The sequence below is a fragment of the Idiomarina ramblicola genome (genome assembly GCF_003987255.1).
Taxonomy (GTDB): Bacteria; Pseudomonadota; Gammaproteobacteria; order Enterobacterales; family Alteromonadaceae; genus Idiomarina; species Idiomarina ramblicola.
Map to the genome: position 1 here is coordinate 228,732 of NZ_PIQC01000004.1, position 24,861 is coordinate 253,592.

25 protein-coding genes and 1 tRNA gene are annotated in these 24,861 nt (G+C 48.2%); 14 read left to right on the top strand and 12 right to left on the bottom strand.

What is annotated here, in order from left to right:
• The first annotated feature begins 217 nt into the window (after positions 1-217).
• From CWI78_RS06690 to CWI78_RS06700, 3 genes are all read left to right on the top strand, one after another.
• Positions 218-679 (top strand): hypothetical protein, encoded by a 462-nt coding sequence (locus CWI78_RS06690; RefSeq protein ID WP_114981801.1) that lies wholly within the window; start codon positions 218-220, stop codon positions 677-679.
• Between the two features lie 79 nt (positions 680-758).
• Entirely contained in the window at positions 759-1,445 is a 687-nt protein-coding gene (locus CWI78_RS06695) for a hypothetical protein (protein ID WP_126781482.1), read from the top strand.
• A gap of 85 nt (positions 1,446-1,530) precedes the next feature.
• Positions 1,531-1,821 carry a hypothetical protein gene (locus tag CWI78_RS06700; protein ID WP_157982701.1) on the top strand — a complete coding sequence of 97 codons (291 nt, stop codon included), beginning with the start codon at positions 1,531-1,533 and terminating at the stop codon, positions 1,819-1,821.
• A 157-nt stretch (positions 1,822-1,978) separates the two neighbouring features.
• Here CWI78_RS06700 and CWI78_RS06705 read toward each other — a convergent pair whose 3' ends face one another.
• From CWI78_RS06705 to CWI78_RS06720, 4 genes are read right to left on the bottom strand one after another with little or no spacing between them, the layout of a single operon-like run.
• Positions 1,979-2,503 carry a DNA-binding protein gene (locus tag CWI78_RS06705; RefSeq protein WP_126781486.1) on the bottom strand — a complete coding sequence of 175 codons (525 nt, stop codon included), beginning with the start codon at positions 2,501-2,503 and terminating at the stop codon, positions 1,979-1,981.
• 57 nt (positions 2,504-2,560) lie between these two features.
• On the bottom strand, positions 2,561-3,475 hold the full coding sequence (locus CWI78_RS06710) for a hypothetical protein (RefSeq protein ID WP_126781488.1): 915 nt from the start codon (positions 3,473-3,475) through the stop codon (positions 2,561-2,563).
• A 50-nt stretch (positions 3,476-3,525) separates the two neighbouring features.
• Entirely contained in the window at positions 3,526-4,704 is a 1,179-nt protein-coding gene (locus CWI78_RS06715; RefSeq protein WP_126781490.1) for a tyrosine-type recombinase/integrase, read from the bottom strand.
• On the bottom strand, positions 4,697-4,936 hold the full coding sequence (locus tag CWI78_RS06720; RefSeq protein WP_126781705.1) for a hypothetical protein: 240 nt from the start codon (positions 4,934-4,936) through the stop codon (positions 4,697-4,699). Before CWI78_RS06720 ends, CWI78_RS06715 begins: the two co-directional genes overlap by 8 nt.
• 145 nt (positions 4,937-5,081) lie before the next feature.
• On the opposite strand from CWI78_RS06720, the gene CWI78_RS06725 reads away from it, so the two are divergent.
• From CWI78_RS06725 to CWI78_RS06740, 4 genes are all read left to right on the top strand, one after another.
• Entirely contained in the window at positions 5,082-5,285 is a 204-nt protein-coding gene (locus CWI78_RS06725; RefSeq protein ID WP_126781492.1) for a helix-turn-helix domain-containing protein, read from the top strand.
• A gap of 188 nt (positions 5,286-5,473) precedes the next feature.
• Positions 5,474-6,019, top strand: coding sequence for a hypothetical protein (locus CWI78_RS06730; protein WP_126781494.1), 546 nt, complete (start codon positions 5,474-5,476; stop codon positions 6,017-6,019).
• A gap of 119 nt (positions 6,020-6,138) precedes the next feature.
• Entirely contained in the window at positions 6,139-6,867 is a 729-nt protein-coding gene (locus CWI78_RS06735) for a hypothetical protein (protein ID WP_126781495.1), read from the top strand.
• 30 nt (positions 6,868-6,897) lie between these two features.
• Positions 6,898-7,185: a hypothetical protein gene (locus CWI78_RS06740; RefSeq protein WP_126781497.1), complete on the top strand. Its 288-nt coding sequence runs from the start codon at positions 6,898-6,900 to the stop codon at positions 7,183-7,185.
• A gap of 333 nt (positions 7,186-7,518) precedes the next feature.
• Here the strand turns inward: CWI78_RS06740 and CWI78_RS06745 are convergent.
• Positions 7,519-7,595 (bottom strand) — tRNA-Arg (locus tag CWI78_RS06745).
• A gap of 243 nt (positions 7,596-7,838) precedes the next feature.
• Here CWI78_RS06745 and CWI78_RS06750 point away from each other — a divergent pair.
• Complete coding sequence (locus CWI78_RS06750; protein WP_126781499.1) at positions 7,839-8,642, top strand: UDP-2,3-diacylglucosamine diphosphatase; 804 nt, start codon at positions 7,839-7,841, stop codon at positions 8,640-8,642.
• A gap of 104 nt (positions 8,643-8,746) precedes the next feature.
• Here CWI78_RS06750 and CWI78_RS06755 read toward each other — a convergent pair whose 3' ends face one another.
• A complete protein-coding gene (locus CWI78_RS06755) occupies positions 8,747-10,309 on the bottom strand; it encodes a serine hydrolase (protein ID WP_126781501.1) in 1,563 nt (520 codons plus the stop codon).
• 153 nt (positions 10,310-10,462) lie between these two features.
• Here CWI78_RS06755 and CWI78_RS06760 point away from each other — a divergent pair, with 153 nt between their 5' ends.
• Both CWI78_RS06760 and CWI78_RS06765 read left to right on the top strand, forming a co-directional pair.
• A complete protein-coding gene (locus CWI78_RS06760; RefSeq protein ID WP_126781503.1) occupies positions 10,463-12,553 on the top strand; it encodes a TonB-dependent receptor in 2,091 nt (696 codons plus the stop codon).
• A 3-nt stretch (positions 12,554-12,556) separates the two neighbouring features.
• Positions 12,557-13,600 (top strand): PepSY-associated TM helix domain-containing protein, encoded by a 1,044-nt coding sequence (locus tag CWI78_RS06765; RefSeq protein WP_126781505.1) that lies wholly within the window; start codon positions 12,557-12,559, stop codon positions 13,598-13,600.
• 57 nt (positions 13,601-13,657) lie between these two features.
• Here CWI78_RS06765 and CWI78_RS06770 read toward each other — a convergent pair whose 3' ends face one another.
• The 4 genes from CWI78_RS06770 to alr form a co-directional block, all read right to left on the bottom strand.
• Positions 13,658-15,016 (bottom strand): amidohydrolase family protein, encoded by a 1,359-nt coding sequence (locus CWI78_RS06770; protein ID WP_126781507.1) that lies wholly within the window; start codon positions 15,014-15,016, stop codon positions 13,658-13,660.
• Positions 15,017-15,165: 149 nt separating this feature from the next.
• Complete coding sequence (gene cydB / locus CWI78_RS06775; protein ID WP_126781509.1) at positions 15,166-16,167, bottom strand: cytochrome d ubiquinol oxidase subunit II; 1,002 nt, start codon at positions 16,165-16,167, stop codon at positions 15,166-15,168.
• A 3-nt stretch (positions 16,168-16,170) separates the two neighbouring features.
• Entirely contained in the window at positions 16,171-17,559 is a 1,389-nt protein-coding gene (locus CWI78_RS06780; RefSeq protein WP_126781511.1) for a cytochrome ubiquinol oxidase subunit I, read from the bottom strand.
• A gap of 141 nt (positions 17,560-17,700) precedes the next feature.
• Complete coding sequence (gene alr / locus CWI78_RS06785; RefSeq protein WP_126781513.1) at positions 17,701-18,792, bottom strand: alanine racemase; 1,092 nt, start codon at positions 18,790-18,792, stop codon at positions 17,701-17,703.
• Between the two features lie 138 nt (positions 18,793-18,930).
• On the opposite strand from alr, the gene CWI78_RS06790 reads away from it, so the two are divergent.
• The 3 genes from CWI78_RS06790 to CWI78_RS06800 are packed head-to-tail and all read left to right on the top strand — an operon-like array spanning position 18,931 to position 22,438.
• On the top strand, positions 18,931-20,970 hold the full coding sequence (locus tag CWI78_RS06790; protein ID WP_126781515.1) for a S9 family peptidase: 2,040 nt from the start codon (positions 18,931-18,933) through the stop codon (positions 20,968-20,970).
• On the top strand, positions 20,967-21,788 hold the full coding sequence (locus tag CWI78_RS06795; RefSeq protein WP_126781517.1) for a prephenate dehydratase: 822 nt from the start codon (positions 20,967-20,969) through the stop codon (positions 21,786-21,788). Before CWI78_RS06790 ends, CWI78_RS06795 begins: the two co-directional genes overlap by 4 nt.
• Complete coding sequence (locus CWI78_RS06800) at positions 21,788-22,438, top strand: alpha/beta hydrolase (RefSeq protein WP_126781519.1); 651 nt, start codon at positions 21,788-21,790, stop codon at positions 22,436-22,438. Before CWI78_RS06795 ends, CWI78_RS06800 begins: the two co-directional genes overlap by 1 nt.
• 37 nt (positions 22,439-22,475) lie before the next feature.
• On the opposite strand, the gene CWI78_RS06805 is transcribed toward CWI78_RS06800, so the two are convergent.
• Positions 22,476-23,564, bottom strand: a complete 1,089-nt coding sequence (locus CWI78_RS06805) for an ATP-grasp domain-containing protein (RefSeq protein ID WP_126781521.1) — start codon at positions 23,562-23,564, stop codon at positions 22,476-22,478.
• Positions 23,561-24,052: a 5-(carboxyamino)imidazole ribonucleotide mutase gene (gene purE / locus CWI78_RS06810; protein WP_126781523.1), complete on the bottom strand. Its 492-nt coding sequence runs from the start codon at positions 24,050-24,052 to the stop codon at positions 23,561-23,563. The genes CWI78_RS06805 and purE overlap by 4 nt, the downstream gene beginning before the upstream one ends.
• A gap of 186 nt (positions 24,053-24,238) precedes the next feature.
• Between purE and CWI78_RS06815 the strand changes: the two genes are divergently transcribed.
• On the top strand, positions 24,239-24,784 hold the full coding sequence (locus CWI78_RS06815; protein WP_126781525.1) for a hydrolase: 546 nt from the start codon (positions 24,239-24,241) through the stop codon (positions 24,782-24,784).
• The last annotated feature ends 77 nt before the right edge of the window (positions 24,785-24,861 follow it).

Below are 24,861 nucleotides of genomic sequence, written 5' to 3' on the forward strand. Positions count from 1 at the left end.
ATTTAAGTCGTTTAATGTCAATTACATAACAAAAACTAAAGGTTAGATATTGTGCGCTCGGTGGAGTGTAACTGAGCATGCTCAAATTGCCTTTGCTAACTCGAAACCTTTCGAGGCAGGCATGTTAGCTTGATCAGTAACTTAAGAAGAAAAACTATAAATTGAACGAATTCCGAAGTGCGCACGCACAAAATACAAATGTTACAACTAGGTCACTATGGATGATTTCGAGAAAATTCTGATTACTGGGACTGTGACTATACTGGGTGGCTTCATAATTCATGCGGCATCGCAGCTGTTCTTGAAGTTATTCATCGAGCCGCTTCAAAGGTACCGACAATATAAGGCCGAAGCAGTCATGCTTTTAAGCTTCTACTCGAACCTGCTCCACTCCAGGTTGCGCGAAGATGATGATCAAGGGTATCGGGACAGGTATTACAAAGCCCAAGACGAAATACGAACGTGCATGGCCAACATAAAGGCATCGTATTATTCGATCTCTCCTCGGTGGCTTGCAATCGTTTTGCGTGCTATTCCGAAGAAAACACGATTCAAGGAAGCTACAAAAAACCTATTGACGCTGTCGTTCTTGGGGCAATTGCTGACCGAGGACGATGGCCACAAAAAAAATATGGAGTTGGCACAGTCAACTGTGGAGATATTGGGGGCCGAGTGGTAGTTCGTTGTAACAATCGCGTCAAAGGCGACGCTCGTACCTTGCGCGTTTTACGCGGGCGTTAGTTTCACAAGGAAAGTTTGTGCGAATATTTAAAATTCTTTTATCTGTTTTTATATTGCTTCTTTTTGCGTCTTTTATCTTTTTTAAAAAGGATGCGATAGCATGCGAAATGATCGGGCAGACACATTTTTCTAAGATTTCAACAAATCTCTATGTTGATGACAGTCTTGACGAAGCACAGAAATCGAACTTGATAGAAGCAATAAATGATGCAATCGAAAGAGTTTCAAATGTGTATGGTAACCCTATATCTTCACCAAGAATTATTGCTACAACTGAGGATAAGTACTCCAGTTTTGGCTTTAATCCAACGGGCATGCAAGCATCAGGGTTCTTTAGAGAGTGCATATTTCTAGGCCCTAAGGGGCTGAACACAGACGTGATAGCGCATGAATTTGTTCATGCAGAGGTAAGGTACAGAACTGGCCCTCTTGTAGAGCTTACGCAATTACCAGCCTGGTTTATTGAAGGAACAGGTATTAAAGTTGACTATCGCAGACCTTTTTTACTTGAAAATATAGAGATAACAGAGGAAGAACTAGCAAAAGTTAAATCTATTTTTTTTCTAAGCGACTTTCCAAATACAAGTGTGAAATACTACCAAGCATCAAGAATAGCGGTTGAACCAATGCATACTAAAAGTTTGTACTCAGGATTGGAAAGGTTAAACAATGGAGAGAAGTTTGAAGTGGTATTTAGGTTGTGAAACTAACAAGGCGCTACTACGGAAAGTTTACTCGCTGAGGCTCCTATATTTCCGCAGAGCGTGGCGTTAAGTGGCAATAGGAATTATGAATATACTATTAGGAGTTCTCGCAGTAGCGACACTCTTGTCAGGTTGCGCCTCTGCATATTATTGGTATCAATCCAGTAAGGTTATGGTTATGCCTATGGAAATGATTAAAGGCGAGCTGCAACCTATTCCTGTTGAATCAAACCCAACTGAGTGGATAAGGGCAGTTTATTTAGGTATTGAGAAGGCAGGAGACTTTAATAAAAAAGCATCCGTATATACAGCAATTGCTGTTTTTCTCAGTGTTGTGGCATCGCTCATCAGTGTGCTCAGTGCAAGTGCCACTTAACAAGTCAAGGCAGAAGGTCGCTGCTTGAGGCGTTAGAAGAGAGGGATCGTCGAGATGAACTAGGCTCATACGGAGTATCGCCAAGAGATTGGAGCATACCTGGTTAGCTTCCCAAGCGAAGTGCCATTGAATGCATTAAAGATGTGGGGGTCTGAATTTACCTTTGAGCTTCAAGCGCGCCCCGCATTTCCGCGTTTTCGATTAACAGTTTTGCGTTTTGCTGTGCAAGGCTATCTAGCTCTGTTTGCAGTTCATCAAGTTCACTCTCCAGCTTTTGTACACATTCATCTGCAGAGCGTTCACTTTCCTTATAATGCTCTAGTGCCTGTTCGTGAGTCGCTTCAAGGCTTTTAAGGCGTCGCTCGAAAAGCTGCTGCGCATCGTGGTAAGCAGCAATTGCCATATGCTCCATTGCGTGAGTGACTTTACCGATTAAGGTCTGGACGTTTTCGGCATAAACATTAGGAAGCGAATCAAACGTTAAGTTCTCTCGGTTGCAGTCATAAAGTGGGTCATCTCGATTATCGCAGTACGCCTGCCAAATACTCTTAATGCGAGCGAGCCCGCCACGGTCGCCAAGCTCTTTGCGGATAGCGCCCGGATTCGGGCGCTTTCCTCGTTTTTCCAACGCTAAGCCAGCGTCGATAATTTCCTGCTCAGTAACTTCCGCGTGGCGAGCCATAACAGTCTCCTTTCAACGAAATTAATTTAATTAATGAAATTAAAGTTTCGTGAGCACTTAGACGAAAGCCGGTGTATCAATCTCGGCCTCAGCAAGAAATGCCATCGATTGCTGACTGACCTTACTACTCTTAACTGAGCGAGCTAGAACGTCGTAGAGCAAGGCTTCGTTTTGACCGCATGTGTGCTCGCGAAAAATGCCAGACGTCCAGATATAACGCAGTTGGTTAGCCAACGATGGTGAGTGATACTCAAGGTTATGTAACGCATCAGCACATACCTCGAGGGTCAGCAGCTCAGGCTCAACCAGAGTACCCAGAGCGGTTTTCGTAGAACCAGCAGTCAGCGTTCGTGTTTTACCGACGGCATGCAGTAGCGCAGCGACAACCGCAACATCACGCTCAATATCAGTCAGCGCATGAACACCTGACACATTCCACGCAACCTCAACAGCATGCTCAATTAGGCCTCCGACATATGCGTGATGCGACCTAAGGCTTGCCGGGCATTGCAGGAATGAGATCCCGATTTTGGGCTGGAGCAAAACATCATCGATAAAGCGCCGCATTAACGGTGATTGGATGCGAGCATATAGCACTAGAAAAGCCTTAAAAACATCGGGCTGGGGACATTGAGACAAAGGGAGAGCCGACAAGCTATTACCCAGGCGTTTGCTGGCAGCTGCGCAAGTCAAATTCTTACATACCCGAACAATTCCAACGCGAGTTGGCAACGCTGCAACCTCAACATGAACCATGCTGTGCTCAAGAATCACCTCATCTGCAACTTGGTCATGTCGTGCAATAACGGTAAGGTCGCCAGAGCTATCAGATAGGGTCAGTTCAAACACTTCGTTATCTCGCTCAGGCGAAACCGCCTTCAAGGCCGAAAGGTAATAACGTCCGATAAAACGTCGATAAATGGCAGCGTCGGCCAAAAGCGGCTGTACAGTTTCATGAGTTGTTGTATTCATAGTCATTCTCCAAGAAATATTAAATCGTTAACGTGACTAGAGCGAAGCTCTTACGCACCATCTGGCCTAAAGTCATTGAAATTTGATTTGAGCAATCGCTCGAATGCGGAGCCGTCTTGTCGGGTCAGGTTCCGCACATAACGCGAGTAAACTCGGAACAACATTTCTGTTGTTGTGTGGCCCATTTGACGGGCAATCCATTCAGGGCTCTCCCCTGCTGCCAGCCAGAGTGTGGCCGCCGTGTGGCGCGTTTGATAAGGTCGGCGTTTACGTAACCCCAAATGCCGTAACAGTGGGTACCAGACGCGTTTAGTGACGTTGTTATGCGACAGCGGCGAGCCATTGCGGGTGCAAAAGACAAACTTCATGTCACCGGTGGCGTCGTGCTGGCTTTTGAGTGCATCGAACACCAGCTGGCTCATATCAATAGCCCGAAACGAGCCATCGTTTTTGGTGCTTTGGATTTCGCCATTAACGATGGTGCTTCGCACCATGATTTGGCGGCGCTCGAAATCTACCGCATCCCACTGCAAGCCATCGATTTCCGCTGTTCGCATACCGGTGAAAAATCGCACCGTGTAGTAGTCTCGGAAATCCGCACGCACGGTCTCAATGATGAGTCGCACCTCTTCGATCGAAAATGGCTCAACATCAGTACGCGGAACTTTAAGCGATTTAATTCCTTGGTAAGGTGAGCTAAAGTTATAGCGGTTGGCTGCTTCATTCAAAATCATGCGCAAAGGCGTCATGATGTGGTTTATCCGCGACGGCGATAACTGCTTGTTGCTTCGAGTTTTCACTTTGGCGAGGGATGCTCGAAACTCCAATATGTCGGCTTTGGTGATGCGGCCAACCTCTTTATCTCCAAACGCTGGAAGCAAATAGCCATTCAGGGTTCTTCTAACCGTATCTGCGTGAGATGTCCGCCACTGAATACGCATTTCAGCAAACCAGGTCTCTGCGAAATCACTGAAGAGCGGCGTGTCTAAATGCTGACTGCGCACCTGCATTTCCTTGAATTGCTGCGCCTTAGGGCTGCCCGGAAAGTGCTTGGCATAATCAAAGGTGCCTAACGTAATCTCCGCTTCAATCCGGTCGAGCAACTTCTGTACTCGCTTGCGGTTCTCCTTGGTATCCGCAAGAGAAGTTTGCTCGCGACAGCGTTTGCCCTTGTATCGGAAATCGATGAACAATTTCCCGGTCTCGGGACGAGCGTTAATACTACCCATGAGCTACGGCTCCTTTTGTCATTGGAATAGCAAGCGAACTCGACGATTCCTGACCTATGTCACGCTGAATAGCTTCCCACAGAAACAAGATCTTTCTGCCTCCAAAAGGGCGGATGTAGTGAATGCCCTCATGCAGCACCGAATCTTTCAGCTGCTCTCGAATAGTGCGAGGATCATATTTAATCCTCTCTGCCAGTTCGGCAGTCGTTAAAAGCGTCATGTCATTTAACATGGCAAACTCCTCAGTTGGTTGATACACTGAATGGCATAACGTATTTCTAAACTTCAAATTGCCATCCTGAATGACATATTAACACGCAAAATATCATTTGCAATGCTTTTTTGTCATTTAAGATGGCATTTATTGAGAGGCAGTGATGATTAAGTGTCATTTAGCTCGAATGATGGGTGAGCGAAAGCTCAAGATAATGGACGTTGCACGCGATACTGGATTGAATCGTAATACCGTGACATTGTTGTATAAAGAAACCGCTCAGCGGATTGATTTCGCCGCTCTGGAAGCGCTCTGTAAGTATTTTGATTGTGAGGTTGGTGAGCTTTTGGAAGTTGCCGACAGTTAGTAGGTAGTTGGCGGTATTGGTTTATTTCGGTCATTAAGTATGTAGATTTTTATTGCTCATTTTTTCTAGAAAAAACGCAATATATATAACTATTAACTTTTATTTCAACAAATGGACTCGTATGTACTTGATGTGAATTGAACGTAAATGGTGTGCTAGTACAACATAAAAGTGTTAGAAGGAACTATATGGATCGTTTATGTATTGCATGCGGCTTAGATTGGTCGGCAATTGCTGCTTGGGTTCAGGCAATAGGAAGTATTATCGCGATTGGTGTTGCGATAGCTGTTCCTGCAAGACAGCATAAAAAGGATCAGGAACGAACTAAAGAGGAAAAGAAACGCCGCGCTCAAGCTTTGTCATTATCACTATTGCCAGTTTTATATAAACTTAGAGCTTCCGTTCAGCATTTTATCACTGAACAAACCGCCAAAGAGCCAGAGGCCTTGGTCGGAAAAGATGAACATGATGGAAATTTTTTTAGCCACGCGCCCGAACTGAGAAGTTATCTTGCTATTGCCCCAGATTTGGACGAGTTCCAGGAGCTATTTTCTAAGCTCATCGCATCAATGTTGCAGTCCGAGGAAATGTTGAACTTCACAACGAGAATGCAGCGGGGTGGATATCACAGCAGCTGGATAAATAACCTCGAATTTTTTATTGAGCATGCTAACAACCTAAATACCAAAAACAATGAGTTAATTCGCTCAATTGAAAATGCGCATGGTTTATAGATACTTTGGTGGAAATAGCGTTCCTTGTAACAATCTTGGATACAGCGACGACTACTTCATTGAGGTTTCGCCTCTAAGCCCCACATGCTGGCGAAATTAGCATAATAACGGAATAAAATATGTGCGACTTACTATTTTCCTTTCAAGAATTTCTTAAGATAGTTCCCGGATTAGCTATTTTCCCACTAACGTTTTATCTGGCTTGGAGAAAAATCGGTAGGAAAGTAAGTTGTTCTCTCACTGTCGGCAGCGACCGAATAAGCGAAGAAAGAATTACCAGTATTGTATTAACAAACCATAAAGATAGCCCAGTTGCTATTTTTGAAGTTAGTGCGGTATGTGAAGACGATATCTCGCTTTCACTAGAAAAACCTAACCCACCAATTATCTTGAAATCATTGGAGTCTGTGGTAATCGAAACAGAACCATATTCTAATTTAACGATTGGCGGAGATAAGTACAGTCCAGAATTGCTTTTTGGAAAAATTCAGGTTTATGTTGCCTGCTCAGACGAAATTATAAAGTGCAAAATGGTTTCGCACCCAACACTTTTTAATCACATGAAATTTAATCATTTAACACAAGCTAGTAAAAATACATATAAATTCAATGGTTTTGTCTACAATGAAAAAGTTAAATACGCAATTATCTATAATATGAATTCCGAAGTAAAAACCGCTTTTGTAGACCATTCGGGCTTTATTAGTGGAGATGGTGATTTTCACTATAACTTGGTTCCTCAAGAACAAATGCGCTCTGAAACAACCGTTAGGGAATTTCTCAAAATAATGGAAGTAAGTCCTCAGTTTCAAATTTTAGGTGTTGAACGTCTTGAAACTACAAATTAAAAACCACCGTTTATCGCGGACTTATATGTTATGAACCAGAAATATTGGAAGATCGAAGGGTTTGATGGTGCTGATAAGATCTTTGAAAAAAAGGTTAGGGCTTGGGCATTTTCTGAAAGCAAGATTCAGGAGGCCTTGAAGGCATTAGCCTCTCGTGGGGGCCTAGAACTAGATGAAATTTTAGGGGCTTATGCTCGTAAGGGGGCAAAGGAAGCAAACGAGTTACTCGTCGTGAATCGAGAGCAAGGAAACCCGATATTTTCTTGTGGCGAAAATCCACACTTCATTGCCACGGTAATCTATGAGAATGATTCATAACATGAGACTGTACCCAAGAAATTTCTGCTGTTACACCTTATGCATGAGTTCGCCCAAAATCCGCTTTTAAAAGCTTGCCGCTTAATTTGGAGACAAGCTGTTCCCCCTACTCGTATAATTTAGAGTTTATTGCCACTCTACTAAGGCAAAGGTCAAAATTTACATCCGCTAATTTGTCACCCACAACCACGGCCACAATCTGGACACAGAATGGACACAGCCCTGATCCACCGCAAAATCAGCCACAACAGCTAACGGTCACGCCGAAAAAACAGCAAAGAGAAGAATTTAGAGTAGATACGAAAGGAAGAAAATCGCTAAAGGCTAGGGAAATGGCGCGCCCGACAGGAGTCGAACCTGTGACCTCCGCCTCCGGAGGGCGGCGCTCTATCCAGCTGAGCTACGGGCGCATTTCCAAATTTTGACTTCTAACCACTGTGCCTATTTACCGAATGACCTCTGCCTCCGGAGGGCAGCGCTCTATCCAGCTGAGCTACGGGTGCGTCGTTAGGAGTATTCAGAGCAGGCGTGGATTTTAGGGAATATCGGCCGCAATGTCCAGTGCTGCGGCTGTCACAAAAGCTTAAATGAACTGTCAACGGCGGTTCATCTACGGAGTGGAGTATAGAAGAAACCCACAGTGGGAGATCGTCATGCCCCAGGCTCGTTTAAATGCCCGAACGTTGTTTATTTCCGATATCCATCTTGGCTCTAAAGACTGCAAAGCCGAGTTCCTACTTCACTTACTCAAACGCGTTGATGTTGAACGACTGTACCTGGTTGGTGATATCGTCGATTTTTGGGCGATGAAGCGGCAGATCTTCTGGCCCGCACTGCATCACCAAGTCATTCAACAAGTACTCTCCATGGCGCGAAGCGGCGTGGAGGTTATTTATATTCCCGGCAATCACGACGAGGTGATGCGTAAGTACCGCCACCCCGATGTAGCCAGTATTCGCATTCAGCGTCAAGCCATTCACACCACCGCAGACAACAAGCGTCTGCTGGTTTTGCATGGCGACGTGTTTGACGCAGAAACCTGTCATAGCCGCTGGCTTTCATTTGTCGGTGATCATCTTTACGACTTCTTGCTATGGCTCAATCGCCAGACACATCGCGTGCGTAACCTGTTCGGACATAACTACTGGTCTTTGTCAGCCTACGTTAAAAGCCAAATTGGTAAAGCGGAAGAAGTCATTGGCCACTATCGTGCGGCGGCTCTTCGTGAAACCAATAAACGCGGCTTGGATGGCATTGTCTGTGGGCACATTCACCATCCCGAACTGGTTGAATCCGATAAGCTGCTGTACGCCAATACCGGTGACTGGGTTGAGAACTGCACAGCGCTGTTCGAAAGCCATGAAGGCGAGTTGTCTTTAATGAAATATACGCTGTCTGATGCAAAACCGGTTCGCTTTAGTCGCCGCCGTCAGCGCTCATACAACAACGCCGCGTGAGACGAAAGCCATACGCTCAATGAAAAATGAGCAAGGACTAACGCTTGTGGCAATAAGCAGCCAGAGCTTTCTGGCTGCCTGTCGGTTAACGGCTACTTGTCCGGCTACTGTTTTTCCAATTTGAGGTTATGAAAGTCAAAGCTAAAGTCAGTAAAGTCAGCGACGGCGTCCATGGTTGCAGCTTCTACCTGTTTTTCCTGACTCACATCGAATTCAATAAAGGCATCGGCTTCCAGCAAGGGTTCATCCCAGCGCACAATGAAGGTATTGCCACTGTAATGCTCCAGTGAACCTTTCAGCATATCGGTATGGATAAAGTCTATACGCAGAGCCTCACCCTGCTCAGAAATAACGACATCACCATACCAGGCATCTTTATAAGTTCCCGAGTATGCAGATAGCGCCAACGCAGGCTGCGGATCATCAACGGCTTCGACCTTAAAATCGGCCTTTTTCTGAATGAACTCATGATACTTTTTACTTTCCTTCGCCACCCAGTCCTGATCAGGCACATTCAGAACTTCTTCCAAAGACTCTTGCACTATAGCGGTTAAGGCACCAAACGCCTGCTGGTTACTCATAACTGTAATGGCGAACTCTTTCTCCGGAATAACGGTGGTAAAGGACAACATTCCCAGAATACCGCCGCTGTGCGACACATGCTTAACGCCGTAATAATCTTTCACGAACCAACCTAAACCATAACCTCTGAAGTAGGTGCCCTGCTCTGCTGCGCCAGCTGCTACCGGCAGTGGCGTGGTCAGTTGCCACATCTCATGCAATGACTCTTCGCCAAACAAGCGTTCGCCTGTGGGTGTTTCGCCTTCATTCAGCAGGGTCAGCAGCCAACGGCTCATGTCATCTGCGCTTGCCGCTGTTGCGCCAGCCGCCGAAAAGTCTTCAAGAAAGTCGAGCGGAAAACGGTGCAGTTCACCACCCGTTTCAATGTTCCCTACCGCCACGTCGTCGTTGCTCTCATCAATGCGCGAGAAGCCGACAGTGCTTTCATCCATTTGCATAGACTCAAACAACGTTTGCTCGACGTACTGGTGGTAAGGCATATTCGTCACTCGACTAATCACCTCGCCCGCTGTGACAAACATTAAGTTGTTGTAGTCAAAGCGTTCACGAAAGCCATGCTCAATAGGTACATTCGCCAAGCCGGCTATGACTTCGTCCGTGGTTTTGTCGGTGTTCGGCCAAATCATCAAGTCGCCGGCGCCTAACCCAAGACCGGAACGATGGCTCAGCAAATCTCGAAGGGTCAACTCCCGGGTAATATAAGGGTCCGCCAGTTTAAAGCCCGGCAAATGCTCAACGACTTTATCGTCCCATTCCACTTTCCCCTGCTCAACCAAGGTGGCCATAGCCGCAGCGGTAAAAGCCTTGGTATGAGAGGCTATACCAAACAGAGTCGTTGGCGTAACCGGCTGTTGCGACTCAATATCCCGAACGCCGAAGCCTTCAGCTAAAATGACTTCACCGTCTTTAACCGCAACAACAGCCAAACCCGGGATATTAAAGGCATCCAGCGACTGTTCAGCCGTCTGACGAATTTTATCTTCCAGCGAAGCGTCTTTCGACAATTGCCCGGTGGCGTTATCTGAGCACGCCAATAAAACGCTGGCAACGACGCAAGCATAAAGAGACTTGGATAGTGTTTTCATAATGACAAGACCTTTTCTTTTTTTCTCAGACTACCACAACCCATGGCTTTTTTACCGACATCGACTTTATTGAAAACTCACTTAAGTTTTTATTGACACAAAAATGCGAATCGTTATCATTAGCGCCAAATTATTTAAATGATAAGGATTCTCATGCTTAAGAAGTCTATTGCCCTTGCAATCCTCGCTGCTATTTCTGGTTCCGCACTTGCACAACAAGCGAAAGTTGATGAAACCATTGAAATTAAAGCCACTCGCACCAGTATTCCGCAAAGTTCTATTCCAGCGACGGTTTCAGTTATTGAGGGTGATGAGTTGCGTCAGCAATTAAGTGTGGCTGAATCTTTGTCAGATATTCTTGGAAACCTGATACCGGCCTATTCTCCGTCTCGCCAAAAGTTAACCAGCTCAGGTGAAACTTTGCGTGGCCGCGACCCTCTTTACCTTATTGACGGTGTGCCTCAGTCAAACCCACTACGTAACGGCTCTCGTGCAGCTTATACCATCGACCCGTTCATGATTGAGCGTGTCGAGGTTATTCACGGTGCCAGCGCTATTCAGGGGATGGGCGCCAGCGGCGGTATCATCAACATCGTCACTAAAAAGGCCGAAGACGGAACCAGCCACGAGGTCAACGCAGGCTTTAGCGCTCCGGATTCAGAAGTTTCAGAAGGCTTGAGCTATCAGGCGGGTTACCTTCTGCGCCATGGCAGTGGCAAATGGGACGTTGTTTTTGGCGCCCAATACCGCGATACCGGCATGTACGTGGATGCTAAAGGTCAGCTTATTGGCGTTGATGTCGCACAGGGCGACACAATGGACTCAAAAAGCTACGATTTATTCACAAAAGTCGGCTACGACATTGATAGCGAACAACGTCTTGAGTTTATGCTCAACCGCTTTGATATGGCTGGTAATGGCGACTACTACTCTGTAGACGGTAATCGTGCAGAAAATATTCCGACTCTGTCACTAAAGGGTCAGTATCCTGGCGATGCGCCTGAAAACGAAGTCACTACGTCAAGTCTCACCTACAGCAACAGCGACTTTCTAATGGCTGACGTAAACTGGCAGCTGTTCTTTCAGGACTTTTCCGCACTTTATGGCGGCGGTAACTACGCCACATTCCAGGACCCGGCCTACGGTGAGGAAATCGTTGACCAGTCACGTAACGATTCGCGTAAGTATGGTTCGCGCTTAACATTAAACTGGAACAACGTTCAGCAGTCACCCGTATCCGTTAGTGCCGGGCTGGACTTCTTAGCCGACGAGACGTTCCAGGAGTTGGCTCAAACAGGCCGTAAATGGGTACCTGAGACTGAGTTTGTAAACTGGGCTCCGTATGCGCAATTGCGCTATCAAGCAAACGGTCTGACTTTAAGTGGCGGTTTACGCTACGAATACGGAAAATTAAAAGCTGATGATTTCACCACCCTGGCATCTTACGGGTCTGTCTTTGTTGAAGGCGGTGAGCCGAGCTTTAACGAGTTACTGGGTAACCTCGGGGCTGTTTATGCTCTGAACGACGAATGGCGTGTTTTCGCAAGTTACTCCGAAGGCTTCAGTATGCCGGATGTGGGTCGGGTATTACGCGGCATTTCAACGCCAAACTTAAGCGTTAGCAGCTTCCTGGATCTACAACCGGTTATCGCTGACAACGAAGAAGTGGGCATTGAGTATCAGGGCAATGCATGGAATGCCTCACTGAGCTACTTCCGCTCAAGCTCTGACTTAGGCGCTCGTCTACAAGCCGACGCCGATGGTTTTTACAGTGTGCAGCGTGAAAAAACTGAGATTGATGGTATTGAATTCAGCGCCGAGTATGAACTATCCAATGACACCGCTTTAGGTCTGAACTACGCTGACACCAACGGTGAGTATGACAGCAACGACGATGGCTCGGTCGACACGAAGCTAGGCGGCCGTAATATTGCACCGAAGCGCGCCAACCTGTTCTGGTCACAACAGTGGACTGGCATGATAAGCAGCCGGGTACAATGGAATAGACTGTTTGACCGTGACATATATAGCGGTGAAGAGGCCATCAACAACTTCGATGGTTACAATACCGTTGATGCTACCGTCTTAGTTGAGACTCGCGATATGGGTCAGTTTTCACTGGGTATTGAGAACTTATTCGACAAGTACTACTTCACCTATTACGCGCAAACGGTCGGCGGAGATAACCGCAACTTCACGGGTCGCGGACGCACCATTAGCTTTACCTGGAATTACCAATGGTAAACCATGTCGCTTAAGCGAAAGCTGCCGACATTAACTCAATGGCACCGATGGCTGGGCTTAACGCTCAGCCTTTGGCTTTTATTGATGGCAATAAGCGGCTCGCTGCTGCTCTACAAAAATGATTTTCTTCAACTTTTTTATCCGCAGCTCAATTTAGCTCAGCCAGTTACAACAACCGATGCTGCCGCCGCTTTAGACCAGTTCGACAACGGCTACGCCCTCATGCCAACAGCCGACCGTCCCTGGCTCGAAGTGGTTAACTCAGACAAAACACACTTCTACTATGACGCCAGTGCCAACCTGCTGCTTAAACGAGAGTACCTGGGTGATCTCACCAGCTGGCTTGTTGAGTTACACCATCACTTAGCACTCAACGAACTGGGTAAGGACATCATGGGAATTCTGGGTTTGTTAAGCCTAGTTCTCATCGGTACTGGCTTAACTCGCTGGTGGCCACGCAGAGGGAGTTTACGTCGCGCTCTATCTGTACGGTTCTTTAACCCGTTCACTAAGCGCGGTAGCCAAACCTTATGGCAATTGCACCGGTTCACCGGCGCCGTACTCTTTATTCCTGTCGCTATAGCGCTAATCACCGGGACTGCCATCATGTATGCCGCGCCGGTAAAGTCAGCACTCATTTTTCTGCTCCCGTTTACCCAGTCAGTTGAAACGCCGGTACCGCCTTCCTTAACGGCCGACAACTGGCAACAACGGCTAGAGCTAGCAAAACAATCTCTTCCCACGGCTCAGGCCCGTTTGCTTTATCTGCAAGAACCGCGAATTAGAGCCAAACATACAGACGAATGGCACCCTAACGGCCGTAACTACATCGAATTCTCCGAAACAGGAGCGGTCAGTCAGGTTATTGATGAGCGCGAAACACCTCTCGGTAATCAAGTTTCGAATATGATTTACCCGACTCATGTCGCCGCCATTGGCGGAGCCGTCTATTTGTTCATCGTGCTTTTATCGGGTTTAGCCTTGATCGTTTTACCTGTCAGTGGGTTATGGTTTTATATAAAGCGCAGGCAACTCAAGAAATCTTGATTCCAGAAAAACACTCTGCCGGTAAAACAGGTCATGAGTGGGTTGCCCGCACTGTGATTACTGCGCATAAGCCGCGCGAATTTCCTCTACTTTCTTATCAATAGTTTCACGGCTCAACCACTGCCCGCGCACCATAACGCCTTGGTTCTCACGCAGAGTGTCAGGGTTCTCCAGAGGATTATCCTTTAACAAAATAAAATCAGCACGGTGTCCGGCGGCGATGCGTCCAAAGGTATCCTGTTCAGCAAAGTAGTCGCCCGCCGCTACTGTGGCCGAACGCAAAATATCAGTCATTGGTACGCCCGCTTCTGACATCAGCCGTATTTCATGATGTACCGAGTAACCAGGAACACTGAACAACTGGGGTGCATCGGTTCCAAAAATAATTTGAGCGCCGCCTTCGTGCAGAGCGTGCAATAGCTTTTGCCGATTGTTCTGCTGCACTTGTGCCTGTTCCTGATTAAAGTAACTGCTGGGGTTTTCATAGTAATTCAGCCAGCCTTCCCGAACCGCCTCTGGCACCAACTGAATTTCCGGGTAGTCTTTCAGTTTGTCGGGATTCGCCGCGCCTATCAGGGTTTTCCATAGAGCCTGGGTGGGTACAACCGCAACATCGTGTTCCAGCGTCATAGCCACCAGTAAATCGAGTTCGTCCTGTGTTATCTCTCTGTCCATAGCATCAACATAAGCCAGGTAGCCATCCAGATGATCAATGGTTCTCTGACCTGATTCCATAGCGCGTTTTAATCCAACATCGGCCGGAACATGCCCGGCAAAATCCAGCCCCGCCTGACGAGCTGTACTTGCCATGGCCTGGTATTCTTCCAGGGTTAACCCCGGATGCACTTTAAGTAAGTCCCAGCCTTGGTCGCGTTGCGCGATAACCCGTTCTGTCACCTGCTCAACGGACTCTATGGTATTGCCACTGAAGCTCGGTCCAGCCAAATATAGCGTAGGACCCTGGCGCTTACCTGATTCAATGTCGGACTTCAGCTGCAATTGGTGCGGATAACCCAGCATGCCACGCACCGTTGTGACGCCATTGGCAATGTACAAAAACAACATGTCGTCGGCGTAGCGTTTAGGGAAGTCTCCAAAGTCTGTTGCCGGCGGCACATGACCGTGCATTTCGGCCATACCCGGTAAAACGTATTGCCCTTCAGCATCAATTATTTGCGTATTGTCATCAAAAGCCGGAGCTTCGGCATTGGAGAACACACCGCTGATGTAACCGTCATTCACCACCAGCGTTTGTTGACCAATGACATTGGGCTCGCCCTTAAGCCAGTCAACAAGGGTAACGTTCTTAATGACGTAGTCAGCGCTACGAGTGTCACTATTCTGAGGTTCGGCGTTGTTACACGCCGATAAAAATAGGGCCGCAACAGATGCGGCCAGAAGGTGTGTCAATTTCATTGTGGTTGCCTCCGGCATCAATTCAGCCTTTAGCCTAGCGTAAGCTTACAATAAAGCCCAGCGGATCAGGCCGCCAACTAAAGTAACAGCCAATACGCCCAGGCACCACAAGCCCACAAACCACAGAAATTTTTTAAATGCAGGCTTCATCAGTCATGGTATCCGCTGTCCGGGTCAACCTTGCCGCGAAATACCCAGTAAGTATAAGCGGTGTAGGCGAAGATAATAGGCAGCAGTACCACGGCACCGACCAATAAAAACTTCAGGCTATTGTCGGGGGCTGCGGCCTGCCACAAGGTAATGCTGCGTGGTACCAAATAAGGGAAGATACTGACCGCAAAGCCGGTGAAAGATAGTAAGAATAATCCCAGTCCCCATAAATAAGGCCGTCCTTCCTGCTTTTTACGCAATGACCGGAGTAACCCTAAAGTAATAACTACCAGAAGCACCGGCAACACCCACAAACCAACCGAGGCCGGATAAGTAAACCAGCGCTCGGCAATAAAGGGGTCCACATAAGGCAAATAAAGGCTGACAAAAGCAATACAAGCGACCAACAAAATGGCACAGTACCAGCCTGCGCGATAGCTTTGACTCTGCAAGTCACCTTTCGTTTTCATTACCAGCCAGGTGGCGCCCAGCATCATATAACCGATAACCACCGCAACCCCGCAAAAGAAGCTAAAGGGGGTCAGCCAGTCAAACCAACCGCCGGAGTATGCCCGGTCAGTCACCTGAATACCCTGTAGCATCGCCCCCAGCATAATCCCCTGACTCATCGCGGCTATTAGTGAACCGGTAATAAAAGACAAGTCCCAGATACCTTTCGCCCGCTTAGTTTTAAAGCGGAATTCGAACGCCACACCGCGGAAAATAAGCCCCAGCAGCATAGCAATAACCGGCATGTACAGCGCCGGCATTAGCACCGAGTAAGCCAGCGGGAACACCGCCAGCAAGCCACCGCCGCCCAATACCAACCAGGTTTCATTACCGTCCCAAACCGGGGCAACAGTATTCATCATCACGTCGCGGTCTTCTTCCTGTTTAAACCAGGGAAACAGCAATGCGACGCCCAAATCAAAACCGTCCAGCGCAACATAAGCAAATACGGCGACCGAAATTAATATTGCCCAAATCAGTGCGTAATCCATAGCTTAGGCCTCCTCATCGTAGATGCGCTCAGCGGCCATAGTCGGCTTATGCTTCGCGTAATCGGGAATAGTAACCTGCTCCGGGTTCCCCGCCATTTTACGCAGAATGTAGAAGGTGCCGGCACCAAACACCAGGAAGTAAACCACAATAAAGGCTATCAGGCTGCCCGCCACACCGGCTTTGTCGATGGGCGAGGCGGCATCAGCGGTGCGCAATAAGCCGTAAATAACCCAGGGCTGACGCCCTACTTCAGTAACTATCCAGCCAGCAATAACAGCAACAAAACCTAAAGGACCCATAAACAGACTAAAGCGCAGCAGCAAGTTATTATCGTACAGCTTGCCCCGTAAGCGCTGTAAGCCTGACCAAAGACCGGCAAGCACCATGAGCAACCCAATGCCGACCATTATCCGAAAAGCCCAGAAAACAGTCGTTACCGGCGGCCAGTCTTCGCGTGGAAACTGGTCAAGACCGGTCACTTCTGCGTCTATGTCGTGCTTAAGAATAATGCTGGCAAGACCAGGAACTTTCAGTGCATAGTCAACTTCGGCCGTTTCTTCGTTCGGCAACCCGAATAAATACAGCGGAGCCCGGGCTTCGGTGTGAAAGTGCCCTTCCATCGCCGCAACTTTTGCCGGCTGATGTTCTTGGGTATTCAATCCGTGGAAATCACCCACAAGTACCTGCAACGGCGCAACAATGAGCGCCATCCACATGGCCATGGAGAACATTTTACGTGCCGCGGCGTTGGTTTTGTCCTTGAGCAAATGCCAAGCACCTACTGCGCCGACCACGAAGGCAACGGTTAAATAAGCCGCCAGCAGCATGTGCGCCAGCCGATACGGGAAGGACGGGTTAAACACCACCTCAAACCAGTCGGTGACCACAAATTGCCCTACGTCATTCATGGCGTAACCGGCGGGCGTCTGCATCCAGCTGTTTACCGATAAAATCCAGAAGGCAGAAATAGCCGTGCCCACCGCAACCATCAGGGTAGCGAAAAAGTGCAGTTTCTCGCCCACCTTATTCATGCCAAACAGCATGACGCCAAGGAAGCCGGCTTCAAGGAAAAAGGCCGTCAGCACTTCGTAACCCATTAACGGGCCAATAACCGGTCCAGCTTTGTCGGAGAATACTGACCAGTTGGTGCCAAATTGGTAACTCATGACAATACCCGAGACCACGCCCATACCAAAGGCAACGGCAAAAATTTTGACCCAATAACGGAACAACTGCTGATAAACCGGATTTCGCGTTTTTAAATAAAGACCTTCCAGTACGGCCAAATAACTGGCAACACCGATAGTAAACGCAGGAAAAATAATGTGGAACGCGATGGTAAAAGCGAACTGAAAGCGCGCCAAAAACAGTGCGTCAAAACTTTCGAACATAGCAAACACCCTTAACTGAGCTTTGCTTTAAGTATACGCCGTTATTGAGAAAGATCAGGGAAAAGCATGTAAAGCTTGTAGGATAAATACTAATAAATGCCATAGTTTTTGTATGGCTAAAACACGACAGAGGAGCGTCTGTTAAACAATCACCCGTGGGACACGTCCACTCACGCCAGTCAGCAAATGCCAGGAAATGGTATCCGCGCAAGCCGCAACTTGTCGTACATCGATATTGGGCCCCCAAAGCTCTACGTCATCACCCAATTGCACATCGTCAATGCCCGTCACATCTATCGTCAACATATCCATAGACACTCGCCCGGCTAGAGTGACACGTTTGCCTCGGATCATCGCAGGGGTGCCATTTTTCGCTTGCCGCGGATACCCGTCCGCATAACCCATAGCCACGGTTGCAATCACAGTCGGTCTTTCAGCACTCCAGGCGCTGGCGTAACCTACTGACTCGCCCTTTTCCAGCTGATGCAACGCAATAACCGGAGCCACCAGCCGCATAGAAGGTTGAAGTTCTGGCTGTACTTCGGTGATGACCGACGGGTTTACGCCATACAGTAATAGACCGGCACGGGCCCAGTCATTTTCCTGAAGCGACCACCGGGTATCGGGGTTCAGTAAACCGGCCGAATTATGAAAACTACGGGCCTGGTAGCCTTTAAGCGCACCCGATAACTGGCAAAACTGTTGTTTTTGCTGAGCATTCAGGCTGTGTTTCGCATCAGCGTTGGCTAAATGTGACATCAGCGTTACGCCAGCCACATTGTTACTGACGTTTAAGCGTTTCAATGCTTGTTGGGCTTGCTCTTCAGACCAGCCCAAACGGTGCATACCGGTGTCGACCTTCAACCACACCCACAGTGGTTTGCTTAACGCGCTTTTCTCTATGTCATGCAATTGTTGCTCGCAATGCACCACCGGGCTTAAATTGTTTTGCGCGCAAATCGCAAGCTCAGAAGAGGAGAAGCACCCCTCTAAAATAACCAGTGGCCCTGTGTAACCGCATTCCCGAACGGCCAGTGCTTCTTCCATAAAGCCAGCAGCCATACCATCGACATGCGACTCTAGCGCCTGCACTGCGGGCCCGACACCATGCCCGTAACCGTCAGCTTTAACAACACCCAACAACTTCCCGCCAGCCATTGTATGGCGTACCCACTTAGCATTGTGCTGTATTGTAGCAGGAGAAATTTCAGCTCGAGTTTGACGGTAGTGCATGTATTTTCCTTTCTAATTTTTTGACAACATTCGGAAAAGATCGTCAGTTTACCGTATTTTCCGCCAACTTGAACGGAACTCTTTGCATCGTTTCGTCAGCTTCAGTAACGTGAAGCTATACTTAAAAGGAGAACAACAATGTGGTTAAAACAATCCGTCATTGCAAGTAGCTTAGTGCTGCTTTTCACTTCCGCTCCAGCGTTAGCAAACGATACATTTAAAGCCGAGGATATTTTTCAGCTCGAGTACGCCAACCAAGTCAGTATCTCTCCTGACGGCAAATACATTGCGTACATACGCAACAGTTTCGACGATATGAAAGACAGTACTCGTCGCTCATTATGGCTGATTGATACCGAAACCGGTCAACATTTACCAATTTTTGATGATAAGTACAGTTACGGCAGCCTGGCCTGGTCAAATGACGGTACTCGCCTTGCCTTTGCGTCCAACCGTTCTGATAAAAACCAAATTCATGTGCACTGGATTAAAGAGCAGCGCACGGCCAAAGTCACTCATGTGAGCGAAAGTCCGGGCAGTATCAGTTGGTCTAACGATGATTCTCAGTTAGCGTTTACAATGTCAGTCAAAGCCGAGTCCACTCCTTTTGCGAAAAGCGTGAAAAAACCAGCCAAACCCAAAGGAGCTAAATGGTCCAAGTCTCCAATTATCGTTGAAGAAGCTTATTATCAGCGCGATGGCAGAGGCGTTCTGGAACCTGCGCATACACAACTTTTTGTCGTTCCGGCTGAAGGCGGCAGTGCACGCCAACTGACCGATGGTCCCTACCGACATGGCGGCTCCTTAGCCTGGGCAGAAGATGACAGTCATATCGTATTCTCCGGAAACCGTTCCGAGGACTGGGCTTACCAGGTCAACGAAAGCGACCTTTACAGCGTCAACCTGAACTCAAAGGAAGTAACGCAAGTCACTGACAAACCCGGCCGTGAGTCATCACCGCAGTTTTCTCCTGACGGCGAGCGCCTGGCTTACTTACACAGTTCAAACGAGCCGGTGCCTTACCATAAATCGCAATTGTGGATCATGGACTGGAGTGAGCGCTCAGAGACTGAATTGCAAACTGATTTCGACCGTTCTTTCAGCTCTCCGCAATGGACTGGCAATGACTCTCTTGCCGTTTCTTACGCCGACCAGGGGAAAACCGTGGTTGCTAATGTCACCTTGAGCAATGAACTAACGAATCGAGTCGATGATGTTTCCGGCGTTTATGTCAGTCGTCCTTATACCATGGGCTCATTTACGGCCTCACAAACTGGCGCTATTGCTTACACCAAAGGGTCTGAATACCGTCCGGCGGATGTTGGTTACCAGCCACAAGGGGGTGAAGCAGTTCAGTTTACTCAGCTAAACGAAGATCTGCTCGGCCACCGTAAACTGGGCGAAGTTCATGAAATTCGCTATGAGTCGCGCTACGACGGCGAAGAAATTCATGGCTGGTATATTACTCCGCCAAATTATGATGAAAGCAAAGAATATCCGCTGCTGTTAGAAATACACGGAGGCCCTCACCTGTCTTACGGTCCACACTTTGCCGCAGAGCACCAGCGCTACGCAGCCGAAGGCTATGTGGTGCTGTACGTGAACCACCGCGGCAGTGCGTCTTACGGTAAAGACTTTGCCATGCTGCTGGACGGCAACTACTCATCACCTTACGACTTTGCTGATCACATGAGTGGCATTGATTTACTCATTGATAAAGGCATTGCCGACTCAGACAACCTCTTTATAGCTGGCGGCTCTGCCGGCGGTATTGCAACTGCCTATGCGGTCGGTCTGACCAACCGCTTTAACGCAGCAGCAGCCACCAACCCGGTGATTAACTGGGTCAGCAAGGTACTGACCGCCGACAGCTCTATTGGTCAAATCACCAATCAGTTCCCGGGCATGCCATGGGAAGAGTTAGAGCACTACTGGCAACGCTCGCCGCTGTCTATGGTGGGTGACGTTGAAACACCGGTACTACTGTTCACAGGAGAGAAGGACCGTCGTACACCAATATCCGAGACCGAGCAATTCTACCAGGCGTTGAAGCTGCAAAAAGTGGATACTGCTATGGTGCGCGTGCCCGGTGCTTTTCACGGCGTTACGGCTCGCCCTTCTAATATGATAGCCAAAATTGAACACGCGCTAGCGTGGTTCGAGCAATATAAGAAATGAAGTTAGCCACGTTAGGCCCTGCCGGCACCTTTTCGGAGGTTGCCGCAGGACTCTACCAACCCGAAAAACAGCATCAAATTCAGTTGCGGGACAATCTGGTGAGCTGCCTGGCGGCTGTTGGTCATGAATGCGATGCCGCTATTGTTCCCATTGAGAATTTAACCGAGGGGTTTGTCTCTCCGGTTGTAGACTATCTGGTTCAGCGCCCGTTGCGCATTCAGGCCGAAATTCGCATACCCGTTGCCTTTCAATGCCTGAGTAACAGCGCCAGCCCAAAACAAGTATGGGCGCAGTTTGTTGCGTCCGGTCAATGCAATCAGTACTTGCATAAGTTAGGAGTACCGGTCATCCATACGGCAAGTAATGCGTCGTCATTGGAGGCTTTATTAGCAGCTAAAGAGCCTTCTGCAGCTGTGGTTCCCAAGCATTTGAACTGTCCGGATGGCCTCCGGGTACTCAATAGCGAAATAGCCGACAACCCGCGCAACGAAACGCGCTTCGTGGTATTATCCGCAACGTCTGAAGAGCCAAAATTCGATAAAGATAAGCGCTGGAAAAGCAGTTTGCTACTGATTGATGACAACGACCATCCGGGCTTATTGGTCGACAGCTTGCAGGTTTTTGCGAAACAGCAAATTAACTTAACCTCTATTGTGTCGCGTCCGGCGGGCAGTCAGTTTGGTGACTATCATTTCTTTATCGATTTCGACGGCCACCTCAGTCAACCCGGCGTTGCTTTGGCTCTGGACGAACTGGCCGCAATGAACAATATTCACTGGTTGGGTTCTTACCCTGCCGCAGAAATAGGAAAGCAGTAATGTCTCTGGAAGTTATTAAACATGAACCAGCGGGTAACGCCGATGCGGTTATTATTTGGCTTCACGGCTTAGGTGCGTCGGGTAACGACTTTGTACCCATGACAGAGCACATAAAAATTAATAACGCGCAGGTTCGCTTTTTATTTCCGCATGCGCCACAAATGCCTGTCACCATTAATCAGGGTATGGTGATGCCCGCCTGGTACGACATTACGGACATGAGCATTGACCGTCAGATTGACAGCCAGCAACTGCGCGAGTCAGCGGCCAAGGTGCACGCGATGATTGACGAGCAGGTTGCTCAGGGTATCGACAGTAAACGCATTATTATTGCTGGCTTTTCACAGGGTGGCGCGGTCGGTTATGAAACCGCTTTGACGTACCCTAAACCACTCGCGGGTTTAATGGCGCATTCCACCTACTTTGCCACCGCAGGTGACATTCAGGTGCATGAAGCCAACGCGCAACTGCCTATTTTGGTTCAGCACGGTACGCAAGATCCGGTAGTGCCGGAAGTATTGGGACAAAAAGCTTGCGCGGTATTAAAAGAGAAAGGCTTTTCGGTAACCTACCAAACCTATCCAATGCCACATTCGTTGTGTATGGAGCAGGTTGAAGATATGCAGAAATGGCTGAATGAGCGGTTTTAGCCGCTCATTCGCAGAGTTACTGCAGCTTTAAAAAAGTTTAGTCAGCCAGCAGTTGTAACTTTTCAGACCAGCTGCTGGCAAGGCTTTCGCCTCGCTCAAAAGAGTCGATCATAATATTCACATGACCCACTTTACGCCCGGGTCGCGCATCCTTCCCATACCAATGGCAGTCGGCAGCAGCGGCTTCCCACAGGGCCTCTGGAAGACCAGCAACACCAATCACATTCACCATTAAAGTCGGGGCAATCAGTAAATCAGGCAACGGCAAGCCCGTAATAGCACGAATGTGCAGGTTAAACTGGTCACAATTAGCACCGCTCATGGTCCAGTGACCGGAATTATGAACTCTCGGAGCCACTTCGTTCACCAGCAAGTGTTGCTTATCACCTTCACCGACAACAAAAAACTCAATAGCCAATACACCAACGTAATCCAGTGCGTTAGTCAGCTTTTGGTGATGCTCTTTGGCTAACGCCTCAAGCTCTTTAGAAAAGTGCTCAGCACCCGCTAGGCTGTAAGACAAAATACCCTGAGTATGTACATTAAGAGTCAACGGAAAGCACCGCTGCTCGCCTTTATGTGAACGCGCGCCAACAACCGACACTTCATCGGTAAAGTCGATCATGTCTTCGACAATACCCGGGCGTTGCCCTGCCTCTTCAGCAACAGCAGCAATATCATCACCCGGACGCCAGCGCCATTGGCCTTTACCGTCATAGCCGCCTTTTGCAGACTTAATAACCACTGCGTGGTCGCAGGTGTTTAAAATGGCCGTTAATTCGGCAACACTTTCGTAAGCTTTCCAGGCGGAAGTGGGGATCTCCAGCTCATCGCACAGAGCTTTTTGCGTACGGCGATCAACCAAACGGTTAAAGCGCTCAGGCTGCAGCAGGAACTTACCGGCAGCTTTAGCCACCAGCTCTTCACCCAAGTGCTCGTGCTCCCAGGTTGTCACATCAGCCCAGTCATTCGCCTCGGTTAACGTCATTGCTAAAGGCTGCTGGCTACCCAAAGCCATCACCTGATCCTTTCGGTCACTGTATAAAACACACTCATGGCCTTGCTGGATAACCGCTTTACCCAACATTTGCCCTAATTGGCCGTTACCAAGGATCAGGATTTTCATTTTGGCAGCTCCAAGTCTGAGTTAGCCATCACTTTTTCTTTCTGCGCGGTACGGAACTCGTGCACACGTTTGCGAACGTTGCTGTCAAAACTGCCGATAACTTGCGCTGCCAGTAAACCCGCGTTAGCAGCTCCCGCATCACCAATCGCCAGCGTGCCTACAGCGACACCCTTAGGCATTTGCACAATAGACAACAAGCTGTCTAAACCTTTTAGCTGTTTGCTTGGAACCGGCACGCCAAACACCGGAATAGCCGTATAAGCCGCCAGCATGCCCGGTAAATGAGCAGCACCACCGGCACCTGCAATAACGACAGGCACACCATCTTGTTCCGCTTGTTCCATGGTCGATTTAAGTAAGTCTGGCGTACGGTGGGCAGAAACCACTTTCGCCTGCCATTTAATGCCCAGAGACTCGAGCATTTCTGCCGCTTTTTGCATTACCGGCCAATCGGACTGGGAACCCATTAGAATCAATACCGGAGCCATGGTGTCACCTTTTATTTACTGTTTGGATGTGCGTGTGCATTCGGAAAGGCGAGGATTGTAGCCATTGGCTGCCTTAACTGCAAATTTCACGCATAATTATTAACCAAATTAAGACTTTTTGCTGATAGTGGTGTTCATCAGCTAAGGTTAGTATCTGTTATCACTTTGTACGAACAGGATTGAATAATGTTGCTTTCTGCTAAAGATTCTCTGCTGCTGATTGTTGATGCTCAGGAACGTCTGTTGCCAGCCATTCACCAACGTGATGTCGTGACCTCGCGCATGCGTTGGTTGGGCGAAATTGCTATGCAGCTGGATTTGCCCATTCTTATTACCGAGCAATACCCTAAAGGTTTAGGTTATACCGTAGACAGTTTGCAAGAGATTATTGAAGCTGCCCGGGTGGTCGAAAAAACGCACTTTAGCGCACTACGAGACGACACCTTCCGTGATGTTCTTTCGGAGTATAATAAAAAGCACGTGGTTATCATGGGCATGGAAACCCATGTGTGTGTTCTGCAAACGGCAATAGAGCTTCAGTCTTCCGGTTATCAGGTGTTTTTACCGGCCGATACCGTCGGCTCTCGTCGGCCAACGGATAAAGACAGCGCCATTGAACGCATGCGAGGCGCTGGTGTAGAAATCATTACTTCTGAAATGGCAGCATTTGAATGGCTTGAAAAAGCTGGCGGCGACACCTTTCGCCACATCAGCCGTAACTGGTTAAAATAACGCAACCTATTGTTGACTCGGGCTATATTAAGCGTATACTCGAAACCGCTGAGAAAATTTCGGCTATTGATTTGAGA